The sequence below is a fragment of the Sulfurimonas sp. NW15 genome, from assembly GCF_051132285.1.
Lineage (GTDB): Bacteria > Campylobacterota > Campylobacteria > Campylobacterales > Sulfurimonadaceae > Sulfurimonas > Sulfurimonas hydrogeniphila.
The window spans coordinates 1,146,900-1,171,084 of sequence record NZ_CP093237.1 but is presented as its reverse complement, the minus strand read 5'-3'; the positions used below and the strand labels follow the sequence as shown (position 1 = coordinate 1,171,084).

The 24,185-nt window shown below is 37.6% G+C and carries 26 protein-coding genes; 12 read left to right on the top strand and 14 right to left on the bottom strand.

The genetic code is table 11. The features are described 5' to 3' along the window. Window position 1 precedes the first annotated feature (1 nt). The 10 genes from folD to metE all read left to right on the top strand — a co-directional run bounded on the left by folD (window position 2) and on the right by metE (window position 8,955). On the top strand, window positions 2-859 hold the full coding sequence (folD, locus tag MLC52_RS05920; protein WP_151900379.1) for a bifunctional methylenetetrahydrofolate dehydrogenase/methenyltetrahydrofolate cyclohydrolase FolD: 858 nt from the start codon (window positions 2-4) through the stop codon (window positions 857-859). Between the two features lie 4 nt (window positions 860-863). After that, complete coding sequence (lepB, locus tag MLC52_RS05915; protein WP_151900380.1) at window positions 864-1,673, top strand: signal peptidase I; 810 nt, start codon at window positions 864-866, stop codon at window positions 1,671-1,673. Further along, the gene (locus tag MLC52_RS05910; RefSeq protein WP_151900381.1) at window positions 1,660-2,337 is read left to right on the top strand and encodes a site-2 protease family protein; all 678 of its coding nucleotides are present in this window, start codon (window positions 1,660-1,662) and stop codon (window positions 2,335-2,337) included. Before lepB ends, MLC52_RS05910 begins: the two co-directional genes overlap by 14 nt. Window positions 2,338-2,347: 10 nt before the next feature. Further along, window positions 2,348-2,779 carry a ribose 5-phosphate isomerase B gene (gene rpiB / locus MLC52_RS05905; protein ID WP_151900382.1) on the top strand — a complete coding sequence of 144 codons (432 nt, stop codon included), beginning with the start codon at window positions 2,348-2,350 and terminating at the stop codon, window positions 2,777-2,779. A gap of 23 nt (window positions 2,780-2,802) precedes the next feature. Then, the gene (locus MLC52_RS05900; RefSeq protein ID WP_151900383.1) at window positions 2,803-3,135 is read left to right on the top strand and encodes a hypothetical protein; all 333 of its coding nucleotides are present in this window, start codon (window positions 2,803-2,805) and stop codon (window positions 3,133-3,135) included. 8 nt (window positions 3,136-3,143) lie between these two features. Continuing rightward, window positions 3,144-3,695 (top strand): adenine phosphoribosyltransferase, encoded by a 552-nt coding sequence (locus MLC52_RS05895; protein WP_434581607.1) that lies wholly within the window; start codon window positions 3,144-3,146, stop codon window positions 3,693-3,695. Window positions 3,696-3,697: 2 nt separating this feature from the next. Continuing rightward, window positions 3,698-4,897, top strand: coding sequence for a tryptophan synthase subunit beta (gene trpB / locus MLC52_RS05890; RefSeq protein WP_434581625.1), 1,200 nt, complete (start codon window positions 3,698-3,700; stop codon window positions 4,895-4,897). A gap of 60 nt (window positions 4,898-4,957) precedes the next feature. Further along, complete coding sequence (locus MLC52_RS05885) at window positions 4,958-6,364, top strand: leucyl aminopeptidase (protein ID WP_434581606.1); 1,407 nt, start codon at window positions 4,958-4,960, stop codon at window positions 6,362-6,364. Between the two features lie 40 nt (window positions 6,365-6,404). Then, a complete protein-coding gene (locus MLC52_RS05880; RefSeq protein WP_151900385.1) occupies window positions 6,405-6,602 on the top strand; it encodes a hypothetical protein in 198 nt (65 codons plus the stop codon). 73 nt (window positions 6,603-6,675) lie between these two features. Beyond that, the gene (gene metE / locus MLC52_RS05875) at window positions 6,676-8,955 is read left to right on the top strand and encodes a 5-methyltetrahydropteroyltriglutamate--homocysteine S-methyltransferase (RefSeq protein ID WP_434581605.1); all 2,280 of its coding nucleotides are present in this window, start codon (window positions 6,676-6,678) and stop codon (window positions 8,953-8,955) included. Window positions 8,956-8,968: 13 nt separating this feature from the next. Here metE and MLC52_RS05870 read toward each other — a convergent pair whose 3' ends face one another. Next, window positions 8,969-9,292 carry an MTH1187 family thiamine-binding protein gene (locus MLC52_RS05870; protein ID WP_151900387.1) on the bottom strand — a complete coding sequence of 108 codons (324 nt, stop codon included), beginning with the start codon at window positions 9,290-9,292 and terminating at the stop codon, window positions 8,969-8,971. Window positions 9,293-9,383: 91 nt separating this feature from the next. Here MLC52_RS05870 and ychF point away from each other — a divergent pair, with 91 nt between their 5' ends. Continuing rightward, complete coding sequence (gene ychF, locus MLC52_RS05865) at window positions 9,384-10,484, top strand: redox-regulated ATPase YchF (RefSeq protein WP_346388723.1); 1,101 nt, start codon at window positions 9,384-9,386, stop codon at window positions 10,482-10,484. Between the two features lie 176 nt (window positions 10,485-10,660). Here ychF and MLC52_RS05860 read toward each other — a convergent pair whose 3' ends face one another. From MLC52_RS05860 to MLC52_RS05800, 13 genes are all read right to left on the bottom strand, one after another. Then, window positions 10,661-11,914 (bottom strand): hypothetical protein, encoded by a 1,254-nt coding sequence (locus tag MLC52_RS05860; protein WP_434581604.1) that lies wholly within the window; start codon window positions 11,912-11,914, stop codon window positions 10,661-10,663. A 79-nt stretch (window positions 11,915-11,993) separates the two neighbouring features. Further along, entirely contained in the window at window positions 11,994-12,296 is a 303-nt protein-coding gene (locus MLC52_RS05855; RefSeq protein WP_151900390.1) for a hypothetical protein, read from the bottom strand. Further along, window positions 12,296-12,694 (bottom strand): chaperone NapD, encoded by a 399-nt coding sequence (locus MLC52_RS05850; protein WP_151900391.1) that lies wholly within the window; start codon window positions 12,692-12,694, stop codon window positions 12,296-12,298. The genes MLC52_RS05855 and MLC52_RS05850 overlap by 1 nt, the downstream gene beginning before the upstream one ends. A gap of 142 nt (window positions 12,695-12,836) precedes the next feature. Beyond that, window positions 12,837-13,280 (bottom strand): PAS domain-containing protein, encoded by a 444-nt coding sequence (locus tag MLC52_RS05845; RefSeq protein ID WP_151901521.1) that lies wholly within the window; start codon window positions 13,278-13,280, stop codon window positions 12,837-12,839. Window positions 13,281-13,293: 13 nt separating this feature from the next. Next, entirely contained in the window at window positions 13,294-14,247 is a 954-nt protein-coding gene (locus MLC52_RS05840; RefSeq protein ID WP_346388721.1) for a WD40 repeat domain-containing protein, read from the bottom strand. Next, a complete protein-coding gene (locus MLC52_RS05835; RefSeq protein ID WP_151900393.1) occupies window positions 14,244-14,744 on the bottom strand; it encodes a ferredoxin-type protein NapF in 501 nt (166 codons plus the stop codon). The genes MLC52_RS05840 and MLC52_RS05835 overlap by 4 nt, the downstream gene beginning before the upstream one ends. 8 nt (window positions 14,745-14,752) lie before the next feature. Next, window positions 14,753-15,418: a nitrate reductase cytochrome c-type subunit gene (locus tag MLC52_RS05830; protein ID WP_151900394.1), complete on the bottom strand. Its 666-nt coding sequence runs from the start codon at window positions 15,416-15,418 to the stop codon at window positions 14,753-14,755. 1 nt (window position 15,419) lies between these two features. After that, on the bottom strand, window positions 15,420-16,250 hold the full coding sequence (gene napH / locus MLC52_RS05825; RefSeq protein WP_151900395.1) for a quinol dehydrogenase ferredoxin subunit NapH: 831 nt from the start codon (window positions 16,248-16,250) through the stop codon (window positions 15,420-15,422). Next, window positions 16,243-17,040, bottom strand: coding sequence for a ferredoxin-type protein NapG (gene napG, locus MLC52_RS05820; protein WP_151900396.1), 798 nt, complete (start codon window positions 17,038-17,040; stop codon window positions 16,243-16,245). Before napG ends, napH begins: the two co-directional genes overlap by 8 nt. Window positions 17,041-17,057: 17 nt before the next feature. After that, window positions 17,058-19,907, bottom strand: coding sequence for a nitrate reductase catalytic subunit NapA (gene napA, locus MLC52_RS05815; protein WP_434581603.1), 2,850 nt, complete (start codon window positions 19,905-19,907; stop codon window positions 17,058-17,060). A gap of 176 nt (window positions 19,908-20,083) precedes the next feature. Further along, a complete protein-coding gene (locus tag MLC52_RS05810; protein ID WP_151900398.1) occupies window positions 20,084-20,911 on the bottom strand; it encodes a phosphatidylserine decarboxylase in 828 nt (275 codons plus the stop codon). After that, window positions 20,904-21,980, bottom strand: a complete 1,077-nt coding sequence (gene truD / locus MLC52_RS05805) for a tRNA pseudouridine(13) synthase TruD (RefSeq protein WP_418641372.1) — start codon at window positions 21,978-21,980, stop codon at window positions 20,904-20,906. Before truD ends, MLC52_RS05810 begins: the two co-directional genes overlap by 8 nt. A gap of 13 nt (window positions 21,981-21,993) precedes the next feature. Then, entirely contained in the window at window positions 21,994-22,812 is an 819-nt protein-coding gene (locus MLC52_RS05800) for a thiamine-phosphate kinase (protein ID WP_434581602.1), read from the bottom strand. 84 nt (window positions 22,813-22,896) lie between these two features. Here MLC52_RS05800 and MLC52_RS05795 point away from each other — a divergent pair, with 84 nt between their 5' ends. Then, a complete protein-coding gene (locus MLC52_RS05795) occupies window positions 22,897-24,108 on the top strand; it encodes a GGDEF domain-containing protein (RefSeq protein ID WP_151900401.1) in 1,212 nt (403 codons plus the stop codon). The last annotated feature ends 77 nt before the right edge of the window (window positions 24,109-24,185 follow it).

The following is a 24,185-nucleotide window of genomic DNA, read 5'->3' as shown; positions in this document are numbered from 1 at the left end:
AATGCAGATTCTTGATGGGAAAGCACTTGCAAAAAAAATTGAAAACAATGTGGCAGATGAAGTTGCCAAATTAAAAGCACAAACAGACAGAACTCCAGGACTTGCCGTAATACTTGTAGGGCAGGATCCTGCAAGCCAGGCATATGTCAGCATGAAGAAAAAAGCCTGTGACAGAGTCGGTTTTTACTCAGTCAGCCATGAAATGCCAGAAGACATTTCTCAAGATGCGATAGAAAATACCATCAAAATGATGAATCAAAACCCAAATATTGACGGAATACTTGTGCAGCTTCCTCTGCCTCCGCAAATAGATACAACAAAAATTCTTGAACTTGTTGATCCTGCAAAAGATGTTGACGGTTTTCATCCCTACAATGTAGGACGCCTTGTCACAAATCTGGACGGTTTTGTACCCTGCACACCACTTGGTGTAATGGAACTTTTACAAGAGTATGACATTGATGTAAAAGGAAAGAACTGTTGTGTTGTCGGTGCTTCGAATATTGTCGGAAAACCTATGGCTGCTCTTTTGCTCAACGCAGATGCTACTGTTGAAGTATGTCATATATTTACAGATGACTTAAAAAAACATACATTAAATGCAGATATTATTCTTGTCGGTGTCGGCGTTATTAATCTTATCAAAGAAGATATGGTAAAAGACGGTGCCATCATCATAGATATAGGGATCAACAGAGCAGACAACGGCAAACTTGTCGGTGATGTGGATTTTGAAAATGTAAGTAAAAAATGCTCATACATCACACCTGTTCCCGGCGGTGTCGGACCGATGACTATTGCAATGCTTTTGAGCAATACTCTCAAAGCCGCAAAACTCAATGCACAAGACAAAGATTAATTCAATGAAAAAAATCTTACATAAAGCATATAAATGGTCAAACTCCTGGACAGGGACTGTTGTCATTGTTCTTTTTACTATCTTTTTTGTTGCCCAGGCTTTTCGTATTCCAAGCGGCAGCATGAAAGACTCCCTTCTGATCGGAGACCACCTTTTTGCCAAAAAATTTGCGTACGGTATTCCTATGCCCTATATTCCGTTTTTGGAAATTCCCATTATTCCATGGAGCAAAGAGTTGAAAATTGTTGATGGAGACACCCCAAAGCACGGTGATATCGTCATTTTCAGATACCCAGGAAATATTAAACAGCATTTTGTAAAACGCTGTGTTGCTCTTCCCGGAGACGAATTGTTTGTTGCTGATAAAAACCTGTTTCTACACTTTAAAGAAGGTGACGAATGGATTAAAAAGAATTATAAAGATTATGAAATAGCAATTTTTGACGGCAAACTGTGGGTAAAAAATCCTTATATGAAAAAACATCCCGGTATTCATCATGACCCGAAAATCGTAAATAACGGGCGTTTTCCGATACAGATTTTTTATGTAAACCCGCTCAAAGTCGAAAAAAATCATTATTTTATGATGGGTGACAATCGTGACCACTCCAATGACAGCCGTTTCTGGGGAAGTGTTCCTTATGAAAACATTGAAGGAACCCCCTGGTTTATCTATTTCTCAATTGACAAAGATTATAAAATTCGATGGGACAGAATAGGAAAAACACCTGCCGACCTGGAAAAACCGGAGCACTTAAAAAAAGCAATACAAGAAAGAGAAAAAGAAGACAAAGAATATTATGGACTCACTTGATTTATTAAAAATAGCAGCTGCCGTTTTAGCACTTGCTGTTGCAATTATCGGACACGAAATTATGCATGGTTGGGTTGCTTACATGTACGGTGACATGACAGCCAAAAATGCAGGGCGTTTAACAGTAAACCCAATTTCGCACATAGATCTTGTCGGAACTATCATAGTGCCTGCTACTATGTACTTTTTACCAATGCTGTTAGGCTCGGACGGCGGTATTTTGTTCGGTTGGGCAAAGCCTGTTCCGATCAATACCTTTACTGTCATAAACAGAGGTGGATATAATGCCGCTATGCAGGTGGACTTGGCAGGTATTGTCTATAATTTCACTATGGGTGCAGTCGCAGCAATTACTCTGACTGCTATGAGTACACCGACAACTGCCGACTCTCTGTTTTATATATTTTTCTATATATTTATATACCAACTGCTTATTATCAATATAGTTTTAGGCGTATTTAACCTGCTGCCTATTCCCCAGTTTGACGGTGGGCATTTTTTAATGCATCTTGCGTTAAAATATAAAATAAATTCTATTGCAGAGTTTTATTACAAATATGACAGATACGGGATTGTTATTGTACTTATTATTTTAATGACCCCGTTAAATCAATATGTACTTTTTATGCCGGTGCAGGCAATTATACATTTGTTACTATCTTAGAGGAGAGAAAATGAAATTTTATATAGGTACCGACCATGCAGGTTTAGAACTGAAGAACTGGACAGTAGAGCTTTTACAATCCAAAGGACATGAAGTAATTGATTTTGGACCATATAGTGCAGACAGAGTGGACTACCCTGATTATGCGCACAAGGTTGCAACGGCGGTTTTGGAAGATGAAAACTCCCAAGGTATTTTAATCTGCGGGAGCGGAATCGGTATGAGTATGGCAGCCAACAGGCATCACGGTATTCGTGCTGCACTGTGCCATGATGCTTATACTGCAACCGTAGCACGCGGACACAATGATGCAAATATCTTATGTTTTGGTGAGAGAATTGTCGGAAAAGGTGTTGCTGAATCTATCATTGATGCATGGATAGCTGGAAGCTTTGAAGGTGGCCGTCACATTGCCAGAGTAGCAAAAATAGAAACACTCTAACAAATAACATTCAAGGAAAAGCTATGTTTGGAGAATGGTCACTTTTAACAATACTCTCTATTGTCTCTATCTATTTATTTGTAAAAATGTTTTATTTCAAAAGCATTACAAATAAGGAACAAAGAAGCAATGACTTAATGAAATTAACGCTTCAGGAGGCAGAAATTTTAATTCGAAAGTACCAGATTCAACTCCAGCGTGCTCTTGGAAATGTCGATATATTAAGCGAAGAACTGACAAAACTCAGAAATGAGTTAAAGGTTTTAAAACAAAGAAATGCAAAACACAGACAGGAAGTAGACAGACTCAATGCAAAGATTAAAGCACTGGAAAGTCGTATTGACGCACTTTTATAAGGATGAAAATGATAACACTAAGTAAAACTGAAAAAAAAATCCTGGAAAACTCAATCAGAGATATACAAGATTTTCCAAAACCGGGGATTGTGTTCAAAGATATCACTACTTTACTCAACAACAAAGAGGCATATGCTGTTTTGATGAATCATCTTTACCAAAGATATAAAGAGTATAATCTTGAATATATTGCCGGTATTGATGCCAGAGGTTTTATATTCGGAGCGGCTTTAGCGCAAATGCTCGGAATTGGATTTGTGCCTATTCGCAAAAAAGGAAAACTTCCCTACACAACCATTAGCGAAAAGTATGCGCTCGAATACGGAGTGGATGAAATCGAAGTTCATATAGATGCTTTTGGAAATGAAAAGGGTGCAAGAGTCCTCGTAATAGATGATTTAATAGCTACAGGCGGTACAGCAAATGCGGCTGCCACACTTGTCAACCAGACAGGTGCCATATGTATCGAATGTTGTTTTATTATAGGACTTGCCTTCCTTGACGGTATAAAAAAACTACAAGAAAAAACTGATGTATATTCAGTGATAGAGGTTAACTAATGATGTATATTCCCAGCCCTTCAAAATATGATCCTGACGAAAACGGACATTTTGGAATTTTCGGTGGTCGCTATGTTCCTGAAACACTTATGCCAGCACTGCTTCAACTCAAAGTTGAATATGAAGCTATTCGTTTTGATGAAGAGTTCTGGAAAGAGGTCGACTACTATCTAAAAGATTATGTAGGGCGCCCGAGTCCTCTTTTTTATGCCGAAAATATTTCTAAAGAAATCGGTGCAAAGGTTTATCTCAAACGTGAAGACTTAAATCATACAGGTGCTCATAAGGTCAACAATGTTATTGCACAGGGTTTGATGGCAAAACGCTTAGGTTATAAAAAAGTCATTGCTGAGACCGGTGCGGGACAGCATGGTGTGGCAACAGCAACCATTGCAGCACTGCTTGATTTGGAGTGTGAAATATTTATGGGTGCAAAGGATGTAGAGCGCCAAGAACTGAATGTTTTTCGTATGAAACTTCTTGGTGCAAAGGTCAATGCTGTTGAGAGTGGCAGCAGAACACTTAAAGATGCAATGAATGATGCCATCCGTCACTGGGTCACCAATGCAAGAGATACCTTTTACATCATAGGAACAGTCGCCGGTCCACACCCCTACCCTATGATGGTACGCGACTTTCAGGCAATTATCGGCTGGGAGGCAAGAGCACAGATTTTACAAAAAGAGAACAGACTGCCCGATTATGTGCTTGCCTGCATAGGAGGAGGCAGCAATGCTATCGGTATGTTTCAACACTTTTTAGAGGACAAAGAGGTGCAATGTATCGGCATTGAAGCCGGTGGACTTGGCTTAGATACAAACAAACACGGCTGTTCTTTGGAAAAAGGGCGTCCAGGTATTTTGCATGGTCAGATGAGCTATCTGCTCCAAGATGAAGACGGACAGGTTCTTGAAGCGCATTCAATCAGTGCGGGACTTGACTACCCGGGCATTGGACCTGAACATGCTTTTCACAAAGACAACAAATCAGTTTCATATGACAATGTCACAGACCAGGAAGCCCTGGATGCTTTTGTATGGCTTTCTCAAAAAGAGGGAATCATTCCGGCATTTGAAAGTTCCCATGCAGTCGCCTATTTGAAAAAGATGCCTGATATAAAAGACAAACTCATCATCGTCAACCTCTCAGGCCGCGGAGACAAAGATATGATTCAGGCAAAAGATATTTTACATTTTGACTAAAAGATCTTTTGTCAGAATCAAGCACTGACAAAAAATAAATTTATTATACGAGGAAATACTATGAATATCAAATTGACGACGGGTGAAACATCCAATGTAAAGAGCAATGTCTGTTTAGAATTCATTACTAATGAAAACTTAGGCGTACACAAATATTATAAACTCCTGCACAAGTCAGGTTTTAAGGCCAAGCAGGACACCTTGTGTACTTTATACGAAAAAAATATAATTGTGTGCGGTATTGAGGATACCGGCAATGATAATATTCGCAGTGCGGCAGCTACAGCAATAAAATCTTTAAAAACATCAAACTATAAATCTGCGAGCATTGCAGTAGAAAAAAACAATATAAAAGCTGTTGTAGAAGGTTTGGTTCTTGGCGGATATGAGTTTAACAAATACAAAACAAAAAATGAGAAACAAAAACTTAAAAATATTTACCTTACATGTAAAGATATAGCAGAGCTAAAAGATGCTTTTGAAGAAGCTGTAATAATTGCTGATGCAACCTGTTATACGCGTGATATAGTAAATATTGCTCCTGATGATTTGAATCCGCCTACTTTTGCAAAACTGGCAAAGAAACTGGCACGTGAAAATTCTCTTGAATGCACTGTTTTAGGACATAAAGAACTCAAAAAAGAAAGATGTGAGGCAATGCTTGCAGTCGGTCGCGCTTCGTGTCATGATACAAAACTGATTCACCTGGCATACAAACCAAAAAATCCGAAGAAAATTATATCTCTTGTCGGAAAGGGTCTGACCTATGACAGTGGCGGACTCAGTCTGAAACCTGCAACCTCAATGGTAACAATGAAAATGGACAAAGCCGGAGCCTGTGCAGTGCTGGGTATCATTAAGGCAGTCAGTGAATTAAAACTCAATATTGAAGTACACGCTTTTGTCGGTGCCGTTGAAAATATGATAGGCGGAAATGCCTACAAACCTGATGATGTTTTAACTTCTCGCAAAGGCGATACGATAGAAGTGAGAAACACAGATGCAGAGGGTCGCCTGGTGCTTGCGGATGTGCTTGATTACGCACAGGAAAAAGTTCAAGCAGATTATCTGTTTGATTTTGCAACGCTTACGGGTGCCTGTATGGTAGCTCTTGGACAGTATACAACAGGTGTTATGGGGCATTCCAACAGACTCAGACATGACATTTCCAAAGCTTCAGGCAGAGCCGGAGAGTTGACAGCTTCCCTGCCGTTTAACAAGTATTTGAAAAAACAGCTCAAAAGTGAAATAGCCGATATCTGTAATATTTCAAACAAGCCTTATGGCGGAGCTATTACAGCCGGACTTTTTTTAGACAACTTCATCAAAGAAGAAAACAAAGATAAATGGCTGCACTTTGACATAGCCGGAAGCGCTTATACTGAAAGTCCCTGGGATGTCAATGTATATGGCGGAACCGGTGCAGGTGTCCGTTTTATGAGTGAGTTTTTAAAAAGTATAAAATAAATATGCTATAATTCCGGTATACTTTAAAAAAGGAGAGAGAATGTCACTAAAAGAACTGTTTCTTGCAACTGCATTAGCATTGTTTCACAGCTCAAAACCGTGTCATTGCCATCTCTTCTTTACCATTAAATCAAAATTGATGGTTTTACTCAACCACTATATTCCGAGATGCCCGTTTTATACGGTATGTTTCGCATTTCGCCGCAGCGGTATTCACCCTCCCCTTTCAATATCCTAATCATTTAATCAAAAAACTTTATAAAAACAAATACAAATATTGTCAGAAATGACTTAAATCAAAGGATATTGTTATGTCAAAAAATACGTATGTAGTAGGATTTCCAAGAATCGGAGAACAAAGAGAACTGAAATTTGCCCTTGAGAGCTATTGGGCAAAAAAAAGCAGCTTTAGTGAAGTTGAAAAAGTAGCAAAAACATTGAAGCAAAGACACTGGAACTATCAAAATAATGCAGGTATAGAATATATCAGCACAAATGATTTTTCCTTTTATGACAACATGCTTGATATGGCAGTCACATTAAATGCTGTGCCAAAGCGCTTTACACATCTGCAGGGGGAAGAACGCTATTTTGCAATGGCAAGAGGCAACAAAGATGCCCTAGCGATGGAGATGACAAAATGGTTTAATACAAACTACCACTACATCGTTCCTGAATTATCACTTGAAGATGAGTACGAATTAAATGCCGATAAAATCATATCAGAATATAAAGAAGCAAAAAAACAGGGGTTTACATGTAAAATTAACATCATAGGACCATTGACATTTTTAGGGCTTTCAAAAAGAGCAGACGGTGGTGATACTTATGAATTGTATTCTAAAATTTTGGCTGTATATGAAGATCTTCTTCAAGAAATAGCCAAACTTGATGAGAGTGTTACTTTGCAAATTGATGAACCTATATTTGTAAAAGATCTTGAGACAACAGTGCTGAGCCTTATAAAACCGACCTATGACAAACTTGCCAATGTTTCTAAAAATATAAAAATTGCAGTTGTAACATATTTTGAACACTCATGCGAAGCAACAAAAATTCTTTTGCATACTCCTGTTTGGGCTCTTGGACTTGATTTTTTATATGGCAAAGAAAACTTTGATTCACTTGAACTCATTGCCAAATCTGACAAAATGCTTATTGCAGGCGTAGTTGACGGAAGAAACATTTGGAAAAACGATATTGAGAAGAGTGTCAATCTGCTTAATAGCATCGCTTTACATGTAAACAAAAATAATATCCTGGTTTCTTCTTCCTGTTCTTTGCTGCATGTACCCTTTAGCCTGAAATATGAAGAGAAAATGAATCCTGAAATAAAAAATTGGCTAAGTTACGGTATTGAAAAACTTGATGAAATTGCGCTTATCAGTAAAATATTTTTTCACTCTCAAGAAGCATTAGATGCAAATGAGCTTCAGTTTTTAAAAGAAAACCAAGAAGCAAACATTTCCAGAAGAACTTCAAAACTGATTCATGATGAAAACGTACAAGAGAGAATCAACAATATTGATAAATATGAACGTGAAGGAAAATATGAACAGAGAATAAAGCTTCAAAAAGAAAAACTGCAATATTTGCCACTTGCTACAACAACTATCGGTTCATTTCCGCAAACACCTGAAATAAGACATGCCAGACGGGAATATAAAAATGGCAATTTGGATGAAAAAAGCTATGAAAATGAGATGAAAAAATATATAGATGACTGTGTAGCTTTCCAAGAAGAGTGCGGACTTGAAATTTTGGTCCATGGTGAACCAGAGCGCAATGATATGGTTGAATACTTTGGAGAACAGCTTCAGGGTTATGGCTTTTCCCAAAACGGCTGGGTACAGAGCTATGGAAGCCGCTGTGTGAAACCGCCTTTCATTTACGGTGATATTTCTCGTCCAAAACCAATGACAGTAGAGTGGATTACCTATGCACAGAGCAAAACAAAAAAAATAATGAAAGGTATGCTCACAGGCCCTGTCACGATTTTAAACTGGTCATTTGTGCGGGATGATATGGAGCGTAGTGAAGTCAGCAAACAAATTGCACTTGGAATCAGTGACGAAGTAGATGATTTGCAAAAAGCCGGTATACAAATAATTCAGGTTGACGAAGCTGCTTTTAAAGAGGGATATCCTTTGCGAAAAGCAAAAGTGCAAGAGTATGAAGATTGGGCTGTAAGAGACTTCAAGCTTTCGGTAAGCTGTGCAAAACAAGAGACACAGATTCATACACATATGTGCTACAGTGAATTTAATGACATTATTGCAACCATAGAAGCTATGGATGCGGACGTTATCTCAATAGAAACGGCGAGAAGCGGAAATGAATTGTTGAAAATTTTTGCAAAAGTCGGCTATAAACAGGAAGTAGGTCCAGGTGTTTATGATATTCATTCGCCAAGAATTCCATCTGTAGAAGAGATTGTCACACAGATTCATTCTCTCTTAGAGGTACTTCCAAAAGAGCAGTTATGGATAAATCCTGACTGTGGACTTAAAACACGTAAATGGGAAGAAGTGAAGCCCTCTTTGAAAAATATGGTAGAAGCTGTAAAAATTGTCAGAGAAACATTAGGTTAAAGCTGGAAGTCCATTATTTTTGGACTTCTCTCTTTAGTTGTGTTTCTATGGACTTAATCTTTGAAGTCAGTCTGTTTTTCGTGTTTTTACGTATATCAAATTTTAGTGAAGAATAGACTCTGTCACAACCGCTTACCTGCTCATACGCAAGTTCAATGATGTCTAAAGCCTCACGCATTGTCTTTGTTTCTACAACTGTTCCCATCGGGGTGAGTTGGTATGCTACGCCGCTTTTATCTATAGCGTCTACTATCTTAGCCACCTGTTTTGATACGGAACTGCCATCTCGACAGTTATCAGATGTCGGAAACATTGAAAATTCTAAAAGTACACTCATTTATTCATCCTTTAACTTTTAACCTATTGTACCACTCTTAATTTTAAATTTACTTAGATATAATTTCAAAAAATATTTCTAAAGGGTTATCATGGGATTAGCAATAGGCTTAGTCGGACTTCCAAACGTCGGTAAATCAACAACTTTTAATGCACTAACAAAGGCACAAAACGCGGAGGCAGCCAACTACCCATTTTGTACAATAGAGCCAAACAAGGCTGTTGTGCCTGTTCCTGACAAAAGACTGCATGAACTTGCAAAAATAGTCAATCCTGAAAGAATTCAATATTCTACTATTGATTTTGTTGACATCGCAGGGCTTGTAAAAGGTGCCAGCAAAGGCGAAGGTCTTGGAAACAAATTTCTTTCAAACATACGCGAGACAGAAGTGATTTTACAGATTGTAAGATGTTTTGAAGATGAAAATATTGTACATAATGAAGGAAGCATTGATCCTCTGCGTGATGTTGAAATCATCGAAGGTGAATTGATTTTGGCTGATATTGAAGTGCTTGCAAATCGAATCGAGAGACTTAAAAAACAGGCAAAAGCTGATAAAAGTGCAAAAACTGTTTTAGAAATGGCGGAAGAGCTTTTAGAGTTTCTGGGTGAAGGGAATTTAGCACGCAACTTTGAAAAAGCCGACTCTGATGAGTATCGCCAGCTTAACCGTGAAGTGCGTTTTTTAACCGACAAAGAGATTATGTACGGTGCAAATACAGACGAAGACGGATTGCTAGAAGACAACGAATACGTAAAAGCGCTTCGTGAACATGCGCAAAAGAACAATTGTGAACTCATTAAACTGTGTGCAAAAGTTGAAGAAGAGCTTATAGGTCTTGAAGATGAGGAAGCACAGGAATTTTTAACAGATTTGGGTGTAGAAGAATCTGGACTTGAACAAATCATACATAAAGGCTTTGACAAACTCGGTCTTATGAGCTACTTTACAGCAGGAGTCAAAGAGGTACGTTCCTGGACAATCAGAAAAAATTCAACTGCTCCAAAAGCAGCTGCAGCCATCCATAACGACTTTGAAAAAGGTTTCATCCGTGCCGAAGTGATTGCCTATGAAGATTTTATAGCCTGCGGCGGTGAAGCAAAAGCCAAAGAAGCCGGAAAAATGAGATTGGAAGGAAAAGAGTATATTGTTCAAGACGGTGATATTATGCACTTCAGATTTAATGTGTGATGTAAGGAATATATAAACTTTTAAACAAATCAGCCTAGACTAAAGTCTAGGTTCCGAAAAACCTAATCAGTTTTTTCGGAACCCGTACTTTAGTGCGGGCTTTGTGCCTATAAAGACTAGACTGAAACCTGGTTTCTAAAAAACTTAACGCTTAGAGTTAATATGAAATTTACTTTTTATTTTGTAGCAAATTTATAGTCTAAACCAACCCAGATTTTTTGAATGTCGTTTGTGTATCCTGCAACTGTACCTTTTGAATAGTCAGCATACTTTAAAAGACCTGTTAAGTTATTTACTCCAGGAATTTTATTTGTATATACTGCATCAAACTCAGAACCTAAGTCATCGAGCCCACCCATCGTTTTATCCGCTGTAAATGTGTGATAGACTGCAAGCAACTTGCCAAGACCTTTTGCAGTATAGCCTAAACGGACATTAAAGTCTTTTAAACCACCGAGTGGTCCGCTGTTTCCTACATAAAAAACATCCGCCCAACCGTTAAATTTATGATTTGTTCCCAGCATAGGGTTAAAGTTTGTTTTTCCGTCTGTTCCGGTAGTACCACTTAAAAACTCATAATTAACACCGGCTAGAATACCGTTTACATTTGCACCCAAATCCAAATTATAGTAAGAAGCATCTGCTTTTCCGTTACTGTTATGGATTTCCATAGTAGAATCTTTTTGTAAAGCATATTCAGCACGGTAGCTGAGTTTTGCCATACCTGTCTTTACTTTTCCTGTCAATGCAATACCGTAAGTATCATGTGCACCGGCTATCATATAGTCATATGCAGTTACTTTCAGTTCTGGCATTACTTTATATGCAGCATGTACGAGCACACTGTTCGTATCAGTAGTCGGTCCGGCGATTACACCCTGAAAACCATAAACCCACGCAACTAATACTGAAAGATTCTTAATAGAATTATTTGCAACAAAAACTGTATCATAAGAACGTTCGAACTGTCTCCAGCCGACTGTGCCGATAAATCTTTGGTTGTCAAGATTTATTTGACTGCGCCCTACATGTACTGTTGTTTTATCAACACTGTAATTAATTTCAGCATTTGAAATCATTGCCTGTTGAGGGTCCATCACCACTGAATATGGTTTTGTTCCGTCTGTATAAGATGTTCCATTCCAGTTATACTCATGCGAGCCTAAATTATTTACAGAAATCATACCAATACTTGCAGAAAGACCATCTACACCAAGGAGATTCGCTGTTGCTGTTAATTTTGTACGTACAGTATATGCACTCGCATTTGTCGTTGTTGCTTTTCCGTCATCAACACTCTCATAACGAGGGCGAATCTCACCTTTTAGTTTAATATTGTCTAAAATATTAATCCCGTCTGCACTTGCACTTACACTCAATCCACCGATTACTAATGGCAATGCTGCCATTGAAAGTAGTAATTTTTTCATTTCTCTTCCTTTTTTAAATTCACATAAATTATAACTTATATAACTTATGTAATTCTTGATATAAATCAAGTTTTTAGATTTACTCCTTGTTTTCCTGCGCAACAGGTGTAATCGGTTCCCCTCTCTCTTCTTCTATCTTTGCACGGTGTTCTGCCATAAGAACTCTGATTTCATCCATAACAAAAGGAGGCACATTGTCATCTTTTTGCCATTTCACTTCATCAATGTATCCACCATAGTCATCACCGAGTTTTTCAATGTTTTTTTCAAACTCATCCATATCAAAGCAAATTTCACTTCTACCGTCTGCTTCATCTTTAAGTTCTATAAACCATTTTCCGGCATCATCCAGTTTGATAGTAGCTGTAAAAATAACTGCCATTACTCAACTCCGTCAGGATTACTCAGGCTTTTTGCAAACTCTTGCAACTGAGAATCTTTTTTCTTTAAATCCCCATGGTACACGACTCTGTCAATCTCAACATTTTCATCTTTGAGTAGATTTGGCACGGCATCTGATTCGTTAATCACTTTTATATTTGCATCGAGTTCATCTTCTGAATATGCCATCTGCATATCAGCCGCAATCACATGAGGAATGGCCTCTATCACTTTCAGTTTTCCAAGCTCTTCACTGACATCTTTACCTTCTATTGTAATGATAATACGGCCTTTTTCATCATGTAAATGATAATCACAAACCTCACACTCTTTTAAACTCTGCACCACTTCATCTAAAAACTTCGGTACTGTCTGTACCACTATACTTGAAACATTCATATTATCTTTTCCTTAATTTTATTTTATAAAATGAAGGAAACCTCCTTCATTCTTTTATTACGATGCCAGAAGTAATTCTGTCATCTACGCTAACGCTATGTTTCCTTCAGCAGGAAGCTCATTGCACTAGTGCAACTACAATTTAACTGTAAATTATTTTTCTTATTCTTTCGTTCTTTTCACTTCTCATTTTATCATATAATCTTTGATATTTTAACTTTGTTGCATAAGAAACGGGACTTCTGAGTGATTTGTATTCAACCAGCTCGCCTTTTTTATAGACACCCGAAACAAGAGCCTCAACCCAGTAAAAACCTCTATCTTTTCTGAGATTTTTTACTACGCCTTTCCACTGTTTTCCGGCTTTTATAGTATTCCACAAATCTTCAAATGTTGCATCCGGCATATCAGGATGCCTCACGATACTGTGGGGTTTACCGATGATTTCATTTTGAGAATATCCGCTTATTTCACAAAATGTTTCATTTGCATAGGTGATTCTCCCTGATAAATCTGTTCTTGAAATTATTAATTCATCTTGGGGAACTTCAGTTTCAACTAAAAATTCACTTTGTGTAAACTCCATCATCTATTACTCCTTATTTGATTTTATAATACCCTACTCTAGGCGAACTGCTGTTTATAAAAAACTCTTTTTCGTTGATAAAATAGATACTGTTGACAATCATTTTATCAGCTTTGTATTTTCCCAAAACCTCTCTTGTCGTTGTATCAAAAAGTTCTACATCGTTGTTTATATCACTGCTGTATGCAGCTGTTTTCCCGCTTGGGCTGAGTCCTACTCCATATACAAAAAAGTGTGACATTTTATAGTAGGCATCGCCGTTTTTCAGATTATACACTCCTACACGTCTGTCCTGTCCTCCTGTTAAAACCACTTCACCTTTAAAATCAATGCTGAAAATATTGTCGACATTGTCTCCATGAAGTGTTTTTACATGCTTGCCCTCCTTGGTGGAAATAAGATGCACATCTCCACTTTCATCCGCAATAGCCACTAATGTTTTGTCATTATTAAGTGCAAAATTGGAAAACTTGGACATAGAAGCCTGTGTTGTCCAGTTTTTCTTTTTTGATTTAATATTATAAGAGATAATGTCATTACTAATTAATGCAATCAATATATTCTCTTTGTCTATAAATTTTGCTTTGATAATGTTGAGTCTGTCATCTCCTGAAATGATTACATGTAAAGCTGAAGAATTGTAAATATGAACTCTGCTGTATCCTCCGTTATCTTGAGAAAGTATCAACAAAGAGCCATTAATCAGATCAATAGAAAATATTTTAGAATCTATTGCATCTCCCATAAAATCTTTAATTTTGTCTAACTTGATTGCCTGTATATTTTTTTTGCTTTTTGTATTAAAAATTTCTATTTTTCCGTCATCAGTAGCACAATAGAGTTTTTGTTTCTTATATAAAACATCTGTTACAAGTCCTGATGAAACCTTATAAATATACTCCGGCTGTATTAAACCTTTTGCATGTATGCCTGAAATGACCATTAGTAGAAAAACAAGATATTTCATTCACTTACCTTCTCAATATCAATAGCATCCGCCGGGCATCTGCTGATACAAAAACCGCAACTTGTGCATTTGCCATTGATTTCAGGCATAAACATTGCCTTAAAATCTATGGCATCTTCCAGACAGGGGTCTTTACATGAAAAACACATAACACCCTGCCAACTCAAACATTTATCCTGATTTATCACAATATCAGCAAAAATTTTCCTTTTGTTTTCAACCAGAAGAACATCACTGGGACAGGCTGTTGCACACTCATCACAATATGTACAGCCTCTTTTGCTAAAATCCAAGTAAGGTGTTCTGTCTTCTCCGATAATAATAATCTGCTCTTGACACAAAGTAGCGCACTGCGCTTCACAGTTTTGACACTCTGTAACAAAAGCATCAGCATCATTAAAATACGGTGGACGTATAATGACTGTTTCATTTTTATTTTTCTCTGCTGCCTCTTTTACAGAGGAAGAGAGAAAGCTAAAAAGCTCTCTTCTTTCCATTTGTTTATTTACTTTGCAGTATCAATATTTTTCATCCACTTGGATTGATCCCAAGATGATTTGGAAGCACCGTTTGGATCTGTATAAACAGGTCTAAAACTGTTTTGGTCAACCAGCATGTTTGTTGCTTGAGGTGCATGACACTGTGTACAGTTAAATCTTCCTGCATACAGATGTTTTTCATCTTTATCCACTTTTATAGAGACATTTTCCTGTGTTTCAGAAGAAGTATTTTTAACCACTTTTCCGTTTTTCAAAATTTTATCACCTTTGACAGAGGTATGCGGTCTAAAATTTGTAAAGTGTGAAACAGGAATTGGTGTAGCACCCATAGATGGCGCCATATCCGGCATATGACACATCAAACACTGATTGTTGTCTTTTGTAATCGGCAACATTCCAGTTGTATCATGTGGAATCATCGGCGGAGCATCCTGATAAGCTCGCTTAAACTTCTTTGAAGTTCCCGGTGCAGCCGAATGATATTCTACTTTAGGCGGAACAACATCTTCTTTTAAAAGATCAGTTGTCCCTCTGTATCCTAACTGACTTTCATCTATTATAGGTTTTACCTGTGTTTTTTCCTGAGGTTTTACCTGTGCATTGTTATTACATCCAACGAGTAATAAAGCTGCAGTTGCAAAACCGATCGTAATCTTTGTTAAAATTTTCATTTTACTCTCCCATTTTTTTATTTTGAATAAAATCTCTTATTGAGAACCTTAAAGCATCATCATCACATACTTCTATACATCTGGCACAATTTGTACACTCTCCTGAGAGTACAGGAAGTGATTCTTTGCCTATCATATGAAGTACTTGTTTTTCAGGACAAACTACTTTACATTTCATACAAAGTGTACAGTTTTCTTCCAGATGATGCACTCTAATAAAACTAAACTTTCCTAAAAGTGAATAAAATCCACCGAGTGGACATATATGACCACACCAACCATTTTTAAGGACAAACAAATCAAAAAGAAATATCATACCGATAGCTGCCCAGCCAAAGCCCATACCAAAGACAAGACCTCTGTGCATCATTGATATTGGCGATACAAATTCAAAAGCTGCTATACCCATAAAGGCCGAAACTATTAAACTAATACCCAAAATCCAATATCTTACATTTCTTGTAATTGGTTGTTTTGTTATTTGCGCTCTATCAATATCAAATACTCTTCTTAAATAATTAGCACTGTCTGTCACCATATTAATAGGACAAACCCAAGAACAGAACGCTCTTCCGCCTATTAAAAAATAAAACAGTGCAACAACTGCCACTCCTATAAGTAAATCACTTGCGACAACGGCACCTGCTGCCACCATCTGCAACACTGCATAAGGATCACTCATCGGAACAATTCCAAATAGTTCGGATGAACTGAGGTTTCCTTCAAGTATCTTCCATCCCCAGGCATTTGCACCGAAAAATAGAATTAATATTCCAATTTGTGTAAATCTTCTTAAAATAAGATATCTATAGTTATTCCATAGTTTACTCATCCAACAAACCTTCCAAACCACTGTTAAGCTTGTCAACCGCTTTTCTTTTACTTACATTTGTTGTAGTATGAATCGCATGAGCATCTTTTAGTCTTGACTCATCTTTTTTATCCCAGCCTTTGATGTAGTGACTGCCGGCTTTCCCCATTGCCACTTCACGAGGCAGTATAAAGATAGCCGGTTTTTCTGTCACACAGGCATGTTCACACATTCCGCAGCCTGTACAGGCATCTGCATGCACCACAGGTTTTAAAAATGCGTGTTTGCCGGTTCTTTCATTTTTAGAATATTCTACCGTTATGGCTTGTCCTAAGATAGGACAAGCTCGATAACATGCATCACATTGAATTCCCCAAAAAGCGATACAGCTGTTTTCATCAATGACTGCCAATCCCATATCTGCTGTATTAATATCAAGATGACCGTTTACAGTTACACTCGACTCATCCAGCGCACCGCTCGGACAAACAGGAACACAAGGAATATCTTCACACATATAGCAGGGAATATCCCTTGGAATAAAGTATGGTGTCCCTATAGGTCTGTGATCACCGGGTTTAGCCAGCATCAATGTATCATACGGGCATGCTTCAACACATAATCCGCATTTGATACAGGTTTTGAGAAAATCTTCTTCCTTTATAGCCGCAGGCGGACGCAGTATCAGCGGCGAAGCTTTTGCATCATCAAGATACGCGCTCCATAAAAATCCGCCAATCGCAGCATAGCCAACACCTCTGGCCATATTTAAGATAAATTTTCTTCTGTCGCTGAGTGCTTCTTTTTTCATTGTAAATTCTTTATTGTCTATGCTTTATAAATTTTTACAGCACATTTTTTAAAGTCTGTCTGTTTTGACATAGGACAGGTTTGATCCAATGTTACTTTATTGATAAACACACGCTCATCAAACCATGGAACAAATACCAAAGGTTTTGGCGGTCTGTTACGTCCACGCGTCTCAACACGAGCTCTTACTCTACCACGACGAGATTCAACCCAGCATAAATCATTGTCTTTGAGTCCTCTTTCCTCAGCAGCTTTAGGATTCATATAGACAAGCGCTTCAGGAACAGCACGGTACAACTCAGGCACACGCATCGTCATTGTTCCAGAGTGCCAGTGCTCAAGCACACGTCCTGTACACAACCATAAATCATAATTTTCATCCGGCATTTCCGGCGGATCCATATACGGACGGGCAAAGATTTTTGCTTTGTCTGTTAACGGTTTTTTCTTTTTGTCTTGTACACCTGTTAAATTACCGTGTGGTAATGCTTTGGCAAGTGGACCGTAGAATGCAAATTCACTGCCTCTTCCGTTTTCTTTTGCATGTTTTGCCGCATACGGATCAAATTTTACATTAAATCTCCATGCAGTCTCTTTGCCATTAACAACTGGCCATTTAAGACCACGAACTTTATGGTAGGTAACAAAGTCTGCCAAGTCATGCCCGTGACCTCTACCAAATGATGCATACTCTTCCCAAAGGTACTGGTGAATCATAAAGCCGTAGCCTTTGAAAACTTTACCGTCACTTCCGACAACATTTCTTGCATCACCGAGACATTCTGAGTTGTCATACCCTTTTTGTGGAAACTGATCCAATGCCAACGGATAGTTTTTCTTCGCTCTTTCATTTCCAAAAAGAATTTCATACATAGTTGTATCTGGTTTATACCCCATTGCATAGGCTTTTTCTCTTACATCAGCAAGTTTTTTACCGTTTCTCAGTGTATAAGGCCCCCACAGATCATCTACCGTAAATCTTTTTGAAAGCTCTACCCACTGCCAGGTGTCACTCATCGCATCACCTACAGGAAGAACCTGTTGTCTCCAGTGCTGTGAACGGCGTTCTGCATTTCCGTATGCACCCCATTTTTCATAAATCATAGCAGACGGCAAAATCAAATCAGATACCATTGCAGATATACCCGGATACCCGTCTGATGTTACGATGAAGTTATCCATTTCACGAGCCGCTTTAATCCAGTGTTTTGCATTGGCACTGTCTTGATATGCATTACACACATTCACCCATGCAAATTTTACAACACCGTCTTCAATATCTCTGTGAATTTTCATAATATGCTGATTTCCGACAGGATTCAGTGTTCCAGCAGGAATATGCCAGCCTTTCTCTGTAATAGCTCTGTGCTTTGGATTTTTTACCATCATATCTGCAGGCAGTCTGTGTGCAAACGTACCGACTTCACGAGCAGTACCACAAGCCGAAGGCTGTCCAGTTAATGAAAATGCTCCAGAGCCAGGACGTGCCTGTTTGTTTAACATAAAGTGAACATTGTATGAAAGTGTATTGTCCCATGTTCCACGTGTATGTTGATTCATACCCATTGTCCAGAAACTGACAACTTTTCTGTCTTTTTCAATGTAAAGCGCTGCCAAATCCTGCAACTTTTTCTTAAAGCTGTCAAGTGATTCTTCAGGATCACCTTTACAAAGTTTTGCCGTATACTCCAATGTATATGGTTCTAAAGATTTTTTATACTCTTCAAAAGAAATTTCCCAGTGTTTTAAAGTACCGGCAGTGTTTTTCATAGTATCACCGGCTTTATAACCATATGGTTCTAACGCAGGACCTTCTAATTCTGAGACAACCTTACTCATCTCTTTATTGTAAATTTCCATCTCTTTTGCATCATATTTTCCGGCACTGCCGTCAGGTCTTACCGGAGTAACAGATTTTTCACCTGCACGTCTGAAACCGTATCCGATATTTACAGGACCTGCTGCAAAGATAATATTTTTCTTGATGAAATCCCAGTCAATGGCTTCTGGATGGTTGTACACAATCTCACGAGCAAGATAGTTCCATAATGCAAGGTCAGTGTTTGGTCTAAAAATAATGTTAAAGTCACCCAAATCGCAGGTACGGTGTGTATAGGTCTGAATATTGACCACTTTTACACGTTCAGGGTCTGAAAGTTTTCTGTCTGTTACACGAGACCATAAAATCGGGTGCATTTCCGCCATGTTTGAACCCCAGGTTACGATTGTATCTGTCAATTCAATATCATCATAACAACCTGATGGCTCATCTATACCGAATGTCTGGTAAAAACCGACAACAGCAGATGCCATACAGTGACGGGCATTCGGGTCAATCGCATTGGATCTGAATCCGCCTTTCATCATTTTTTGGGCAGCATATCCTTCCATAATTGTATACTGTCCAGAAGCAAATACAGCTACCCCTTCAGGACCTTTTTCTTTGAGTGCTTTTCTGATGTTTTTTTCCATCTCATCATACGCTCGTTTCCATGAAACCGGTGCGAATTTCCCTTTTTTGTCAAATTCGCCTTTGTCATTTACACGAAGAAGCGGCTGTGTCAGTCTGTCCGCACCATACATGATTTTCGCATTAAAGTAACCTTTAATACAGTTAAGACCACGATTAACCGGCGCAGCAGGATCCCCTTTGACCGCAACAATTTTTCTATCTTTACCATCTCCCGTAGTTGCGAGCATAATCCCGCAACCGGTACCACAGAAACGACAAGCTGCCTTGTCCCATCTCCAATTATTTTCAGCTTTCGCTGCTGCTGCATTCAGTTCTGCTGGTACAGTCATACCAATAGCTGCTGCTGCAGAAGCTGCCGCTGAACTTTTAAGAAATTCTCTTCTTGAAAGTGACATATTTTCTCCTCACTATTTTTAAAAGTAGTTAAACACTTTACAATGTTCTCAACATATTTACTAACGTTTTTATAATAGCATTGAAAAAATTATAAATGATTGATTTAAATCAAGAATTTAAGAAAAGCAAAAGACATTGATATACATGAGTATATTTGTAACATAAATAAAAAATATTATTTGGAGTTATATTTTGCTATTGTATCTCCAAACTTTACTTTGTCATTTTCTTTGACTAAAAGTTTTAGCATATCTTCTTCGGCCAATATGACAATGGTAGAGCCCATTTCAAAACAGCCAAAATCTTCACCTTTGTCAAGATAAAGGTTTTCAAACTCATACACCTGTTCCTCTTGTACATCTGCATTTGTCTGTATACGCGTCTCAAAACTTATTTTCATAACGCCGACATTCAATGCACTCACAAGGATAATGTAAAAATATTTTCCTTCTTGTGTCTTACACAGCAGCACAACTCTCTCATTTTCTATAAAAAGATTCAAACGTTTTTTCAACGAAGGGATATTAACAGGATAAAATTTTCCCGGAATGTGTACAGCTTTAAGTACCTGCAGATTCATCGGAATATGATACCGATGATAGTCTTTTGGAGAAAGATAAAAATTTACAAATTCTCCGTTATGCACATAATCTTTTTCTGCCTGTGTAAAATTTTTTCCAAGCAAATTATCAGTTTTATAGCGCATGCCTTTGATTTGTAAAGCATAATCGTCAATAAGTCTGCCGCACTCCGTAATCAAAGAATCACAGGGTGCAATAAAATCTTCTGCATTCAAAGAAAATTTTCTTGGCTCTTTGAGTCTTCTTGTAAAGAGCGCGTTCAGACTCTTATAGGTACCCGGGTCATGGAATTCACTCATATCGAGTCCCATCAGTTTTACATAGGAATAGTTTACAATTTTTTGAAACCAGTGCGGAAATTCTTTATTTGCAAATTTACCGAACAGCTGGGATACGGCTGATGTGATATGTCTCTTATTCATTTATTTTCCTTTTGGCAATTTCTTCTATTAAAACTGTGGCATACGAACCTTTAGGGAGTGTGAAGTTCATTTCATACTGTGCTTCGTGTTTGTTGAAACGCCCTTCTATCTCCGTTGGAAAGACCCAGGCATAGCGCCTGGCTCCGTCAGCATTGATTTCATCATCATAGTCTTTTTCAATGTCTCCTGCAATTTCTGTGGCATGGCGTACTTTTTTCCCGCACAAAAGTCCTGTAACAGAGATGTCGCGTGCATTAAATCTTTCTAAATCTTCTTTTGCGCCTTCAAAGTCAAAAAGTCTTCCATGCGGATAGTGTTCCATAACATCACCGCTGATAAGTTTAAAAGGATGCTTCTGATCTTTCATCTTTTTGACTTCTTCGTTTGGCATGTTTAACAAACTCTCGATCTCTTCAGCCTTAAAACTGTTCACAAGCGTATTGATCTCAAGTCTTCTTGAGAGCCAAAGATTAAACAGATGACTCTGATAGGCATTGATAAGGAGACGTTTGACTCTGGGATTACGCTCTCTTGCCTCTCCTTTTGCCAACTTTTCTCCCAGAATATGATTGTCTCCGTCATTTCCGAATCTTTGATACCCGAAAAAATTCGGCAACCCGAATTTTTCTATATTTTTTAATGCTTCATCAATTTTTTCAGCACTTGTAGGATTGACCTTTTTCAGTTTTATATAAAAACGATTGCCTTTTAGATGCCCTATTCTCAACTTGTTGTTATGATAGGTTTTTGAAAGAATTTTTATTCCGTCAAAATTAAAATTTTCCAGCGCTTCTTCATATTTTTTATGCAAAGAGATATACTGCACTGTCATCGCATTTTTATCCTTAAGCCCAGCATAGCCTATTTCTTTGTTTTTTATACCCAGATAACGGGCAATTTGTCCTATCATTTCATTTGTAGAGAGGTTCTTCTTTCTTACCTGCAGTATTAAATGCTCCCCTTCTCCAGAAAATTCATATAAAGGTATCTCCTCAACTACAAAATCACGGGGAGTCTGTTTAAAGTGAAAATCAATACTTGCATGTGCAAGTGAATAAAATCTGTCCATATTTCTCTGTTCCTTAAAAATGATGTGCTTTACATCTGTTTGTATATTTGTTTCTTACAGCTTTTGCAAAAACTGTCAGTTTTGTTCTGGTTTGTCTGGCATACATTTTGACTTTTTTGAGATCCCTTGCATCAAAAGCAATCAGCATTTCATACTCTTCCCCGCTACATGCAATATGCTTAGGTATTTTTTTTATAAACTGCACGCCTGTTTTGTTCAGTGATGCAATTTTACCCAAATCACTGCATAAACCATCCGATATATCCATACCCGCTTTTAAAACATTTATACTTTTGGTGACAAAATCATTTCTTAATCTGATATGAACAAATTTTGATTTTCTGTGGATTTTCCCCAGGTTTTGCAGTTTTTTCAAATCTTTTGCCGAGCGCCCAAGCTCCCCGGTAAAAGCAAAAAGATAATTTTCTCTGACTCTGGTGCGCAAGAGTGGCTTTTTTGTTTTGGAAATAACGGTTACAGTGATATCAAGCTTTGTATTACTGATTGTATCACCGCCGATAATTTCTATATTGTACTGCTTTGCGACTGATTTAAATCCGTCAGCCAAATCTTTCATTTCTGCTTTTGTCATATTCTTTGGCATTGCAACACTTAAAAGTACATATTTCGGCACAGCATTCATTGCAACCGCATCAGAAATATTTACAAGCATTGCTTTTTGGGCAATTTGGAAACAACTCATCCAGCTGCGTTTAAAATGCACGTTTTCAAAAAATGCATCTTTGGAATAGACAATATTGTCAATCAATGCACCGTCGTCACCAATGTGTTTACTGTTAAATTGTGATATAAAATAATTTTCTAAATTCAATAAGACTTCTTTTTATTAAGCATATATTAATTACTGCCGATATAGAATATAACGCCATTATAACATTATTAGGAAAAACATACTATGAAATATTCTATTAAAAGAATTTTTGAACACTTAAAATTTTATCTGCTTTTTATCTTCTTTTTGGCGTCTTTGGCTGTTTTACTTACATTTGAAGAACAACTCTCTTTTGATAAAGTCAATAATTTGAACAATCAAAAAAAGATTATTCAAACACTCACACACTTGGATACGGACGATATAGAACTGGCACTTATACAGTTTAACGGAAAAAGCACACAACTGCATCAAGAAATAGACAAACTGAAAATGCTTTATAAATACAACATTACAGACAGATATATACTGAGAAATGAGAAAGAGTATTTTGATGACTTACAAAGACTTTCTGTATTAACTGACAAATTTAACAATGCGGCACATAAATATTATGTCGGATCAAAAAATAAAAAACTTGCAAAAGAAGCAAAAGCAGAATTGGACAGATCACTGAATGAAATAATACAGCAGATAGATACTATGCTGTTTAAAAGTCTAACCTATAATCAGCAAAAATTTGATATTATAAAAATCCTGGTAATTATCACTTTCTTTCTTATTTTATTTGCAACATTTTGGTACAGAAAAATGCTGACGGCCATTTTACAGGATATTGAGTACCTGTTTCAGGTTGATAAAACTAAAAGCGATTATGAAATTTTTTCACTCGAGGCTGACGCTATTGCACTGAGGATGAACAGAAAAACTGTTGTTCAGAACAACCCCAGCATGCTTGATCCTGTAACAGAAATAAACAACTACAAAGGTCTTGTAAACTCTTATGGAGCAAAAAAAGGACTCAAAGACAGCAACTTTACAGCTGTTACTGTTCTTGAGGTGGATAATTTTTCAAAATCCAACAGAGCCTTTACCCAGGAAGTCACACAGGCAATACTGCGTAAAGTTGCTTACACTGTTTCTTTGCATGAGCAACCCATAGATGTCATCGCGAGAACAGACTACAATCAATTTACAGTCGTTCTTTCACGCTCATCGAAAGAACAGCTTTTCAAAGATATGGAAATAATACGAGAGAGTATTTCTGAACTCAAATTTAATGCACCTGGTCACGGTCCTATACATATAACTGTAACAGGTGGATTTGTCATCAAACCGAACAACACTTCACTTGAAGAGGCAATAAAACAGGCAAAGGAAATTTTAGAATATGCAAAAACAACAGGAAACAATAGAATTTTCCAACTAAGAGACTTAGCCCAAAGAGAGATGTAAAGAGTCACATGTCTCAAATAGTAACAAACACAAACTTCACAAAAACAAATACTGCATTTAACCTAGCCTAAGACTAT

Excerpts from the sequence above, each read along its gene's own strand:
- folD (WP_151900379.1), top strand. The coding sequence starts at position 2 with ATGCAGATTCTTGATGGGAAAGCACTTGCAAAAAAAATTGAAAACAAT.
- lepB (WP_151900380.1), top strand. The coding sequence starts at position 864 with ATGAAAAAAATCTTACATAAAGCATATAAATGGTCAAACTCCTGGACA.
- MLC52_RS05910 (WP_151900381.1), top strand. The coding sequence starts at position 1,660 with ATGGACTCACTTGATTTATTAAAAATAGCAGCTGCCGTTTTAGCACTT.
- rpiB (WP_151900382.1), top strand. The coding sequence starts at position 2,348 with ATGAAATTTTATATAGGTACCGACCATGCAGGTTTAGAACTGAAGAAC.
- MLC52_RS05900 (WP_151900383.1), top strand. The coding sequence starts at position 2,803 with ATGTTTGGAGAATGGTCACTTTTAACAATACTCTCTATTGTCTCTATC.
- MLC52_RS05895 (WP_434581607.1), top strand. The coding sequence starts at position 3,144 with ATGATAACACTAAGTAAAACTGAAAAAAAAATCCTGGAAAACTCAATC.
- trpB (WP_434581625.1), top strand. The coding sequence starts at position 3,698 with ATGTATATTCCCAGCCCTTCAAAATATGATCCTGACGAAAACGGACAT.
- MLC52_RS05885 (WP_434581606.1), top strand. The coding sequence starts at position 4,958 with ATGAATATCAAATTGACGACGGGTGAAACATCCAATGTAAAGAGCAAT.
- MLC52_RS05880 (WP_151900385.1), top strand. The coding sequence starts at position 6,405 with ATGTCACTAAAAGAACTGTTTCTTGCAACTGCATTAGCATTGTTTCAC.
- metE (WP_434581605.1), top strand. The coding sequence starts at position 6,676 with ATGTCAAAAAATACGTATGTAGTAGGATTTCCAAGAATCGGAGAACAA.
- MLC52_RS05870 (WP_151900387.1), bottom strand. The coding sequence starts at position 9,292 with ATGAGTGTACTTTTAGAATTTTCAATGTTTCCGACATCTGATAACTGT.
- ychF (WP_346388723.1), top strand. The coding sequence starts at position 9,384 with ATGGGATTAGCAATAGGCTTAGTCGGACTTCCAAACGTCGGTAAATCA.
- MLC52_RS05860 (WP_434581604.1), bottom strand. The coding sequence starts at position 11,914 with ATGAAAAAATTACTACTTTCAATGGCAGCATTGCCATTAGTAATCGGT.
- MLC52_RS05855 (WP_151900390.1), bottom strand. The coding sequence starts at position 12,296 with ATGGCAGTTATTTTTACAGCTACTATCAAACTGGATGATGCCGGAAAA.
- MLC52_RS05850 (WP_151900391.1), bottom strand. The coding sequence starts at position 12,694 with ATGAATGTTTCAAGTATAGTGGTACAGACAGTACCGAAGTTTTTAGAT.
- MLC52_RS05845 (WP_151901521.1), bottom strand. The coding sequence starts at position 13,280 with ATGGAGTTTACACAAAGTGAATTTTTAGTTGAAACTGAAGTTCCCCAA.
- MLC52_RS05840 (WP_346388721.1), bottom strand. The coding sequence starts at position 14,247 with ATGAAATATCTTGTTTTTCTACTAATGGTCATTTCAGGCATACATGCA.
- MLC52_RS05835 (WP_151900393.1), bottom strand. The coding sequence starts at position 14,744 with ATGGAAAGAAGAGAGCTTTTTAGCTTTCTCTCTTCCTCTGTAAAAGAG.
- MLC52_RS05830 (WP_151900394.1), bottom strand. The coding sequence starts at position 15,418 with ATGAAAATTTTAACAAAGATTACGATCGGTTTTGCAACTGCAGCTTTA.
- napH (WP_151900395.1), bottom strand. The coding sequence starts at position 16,250 with ATGAGTAAACTATGGAATAACTATAGATATCTTATTTTAAGAAGATTT.
- napG (WP_151900396.1), bottom strand. The coding sequence starts at position 17,040 with ATGAAAAAAGAAGCACTCAGCGACAGAAGAAAATTTATCTTAAATATG.
- napA (WP_434581603.1), bottom strand. The coding sequence starts at position 19,907 with ATGTCACTTTCAAGAAGAGAATTTCTTAAAAGTTCAGCGGCAGCTTCT.
- MLC52_RS05810 (WP_151900398.1), bottom strand. The coding sequence starts at position 20,911 with ATGAATAAGAGACATATCACATCAGCCGTATCCCAGCTGTTCGGTAAA.
- truD (WP_418641372.1), bottom strand. The coding sequence starts at position 21,980 with ATGGACAGATTTTATTCACTTGCACATGCAAGTATTGATTTTCACTTT.
- MLC52_RS05795 (WP_151900401.1), top strand. The coding sequence starts at position 22,897 with ATGAAATATTCTATTAAAAGAATTTTTGAACACTTAAAATTTTATCTG.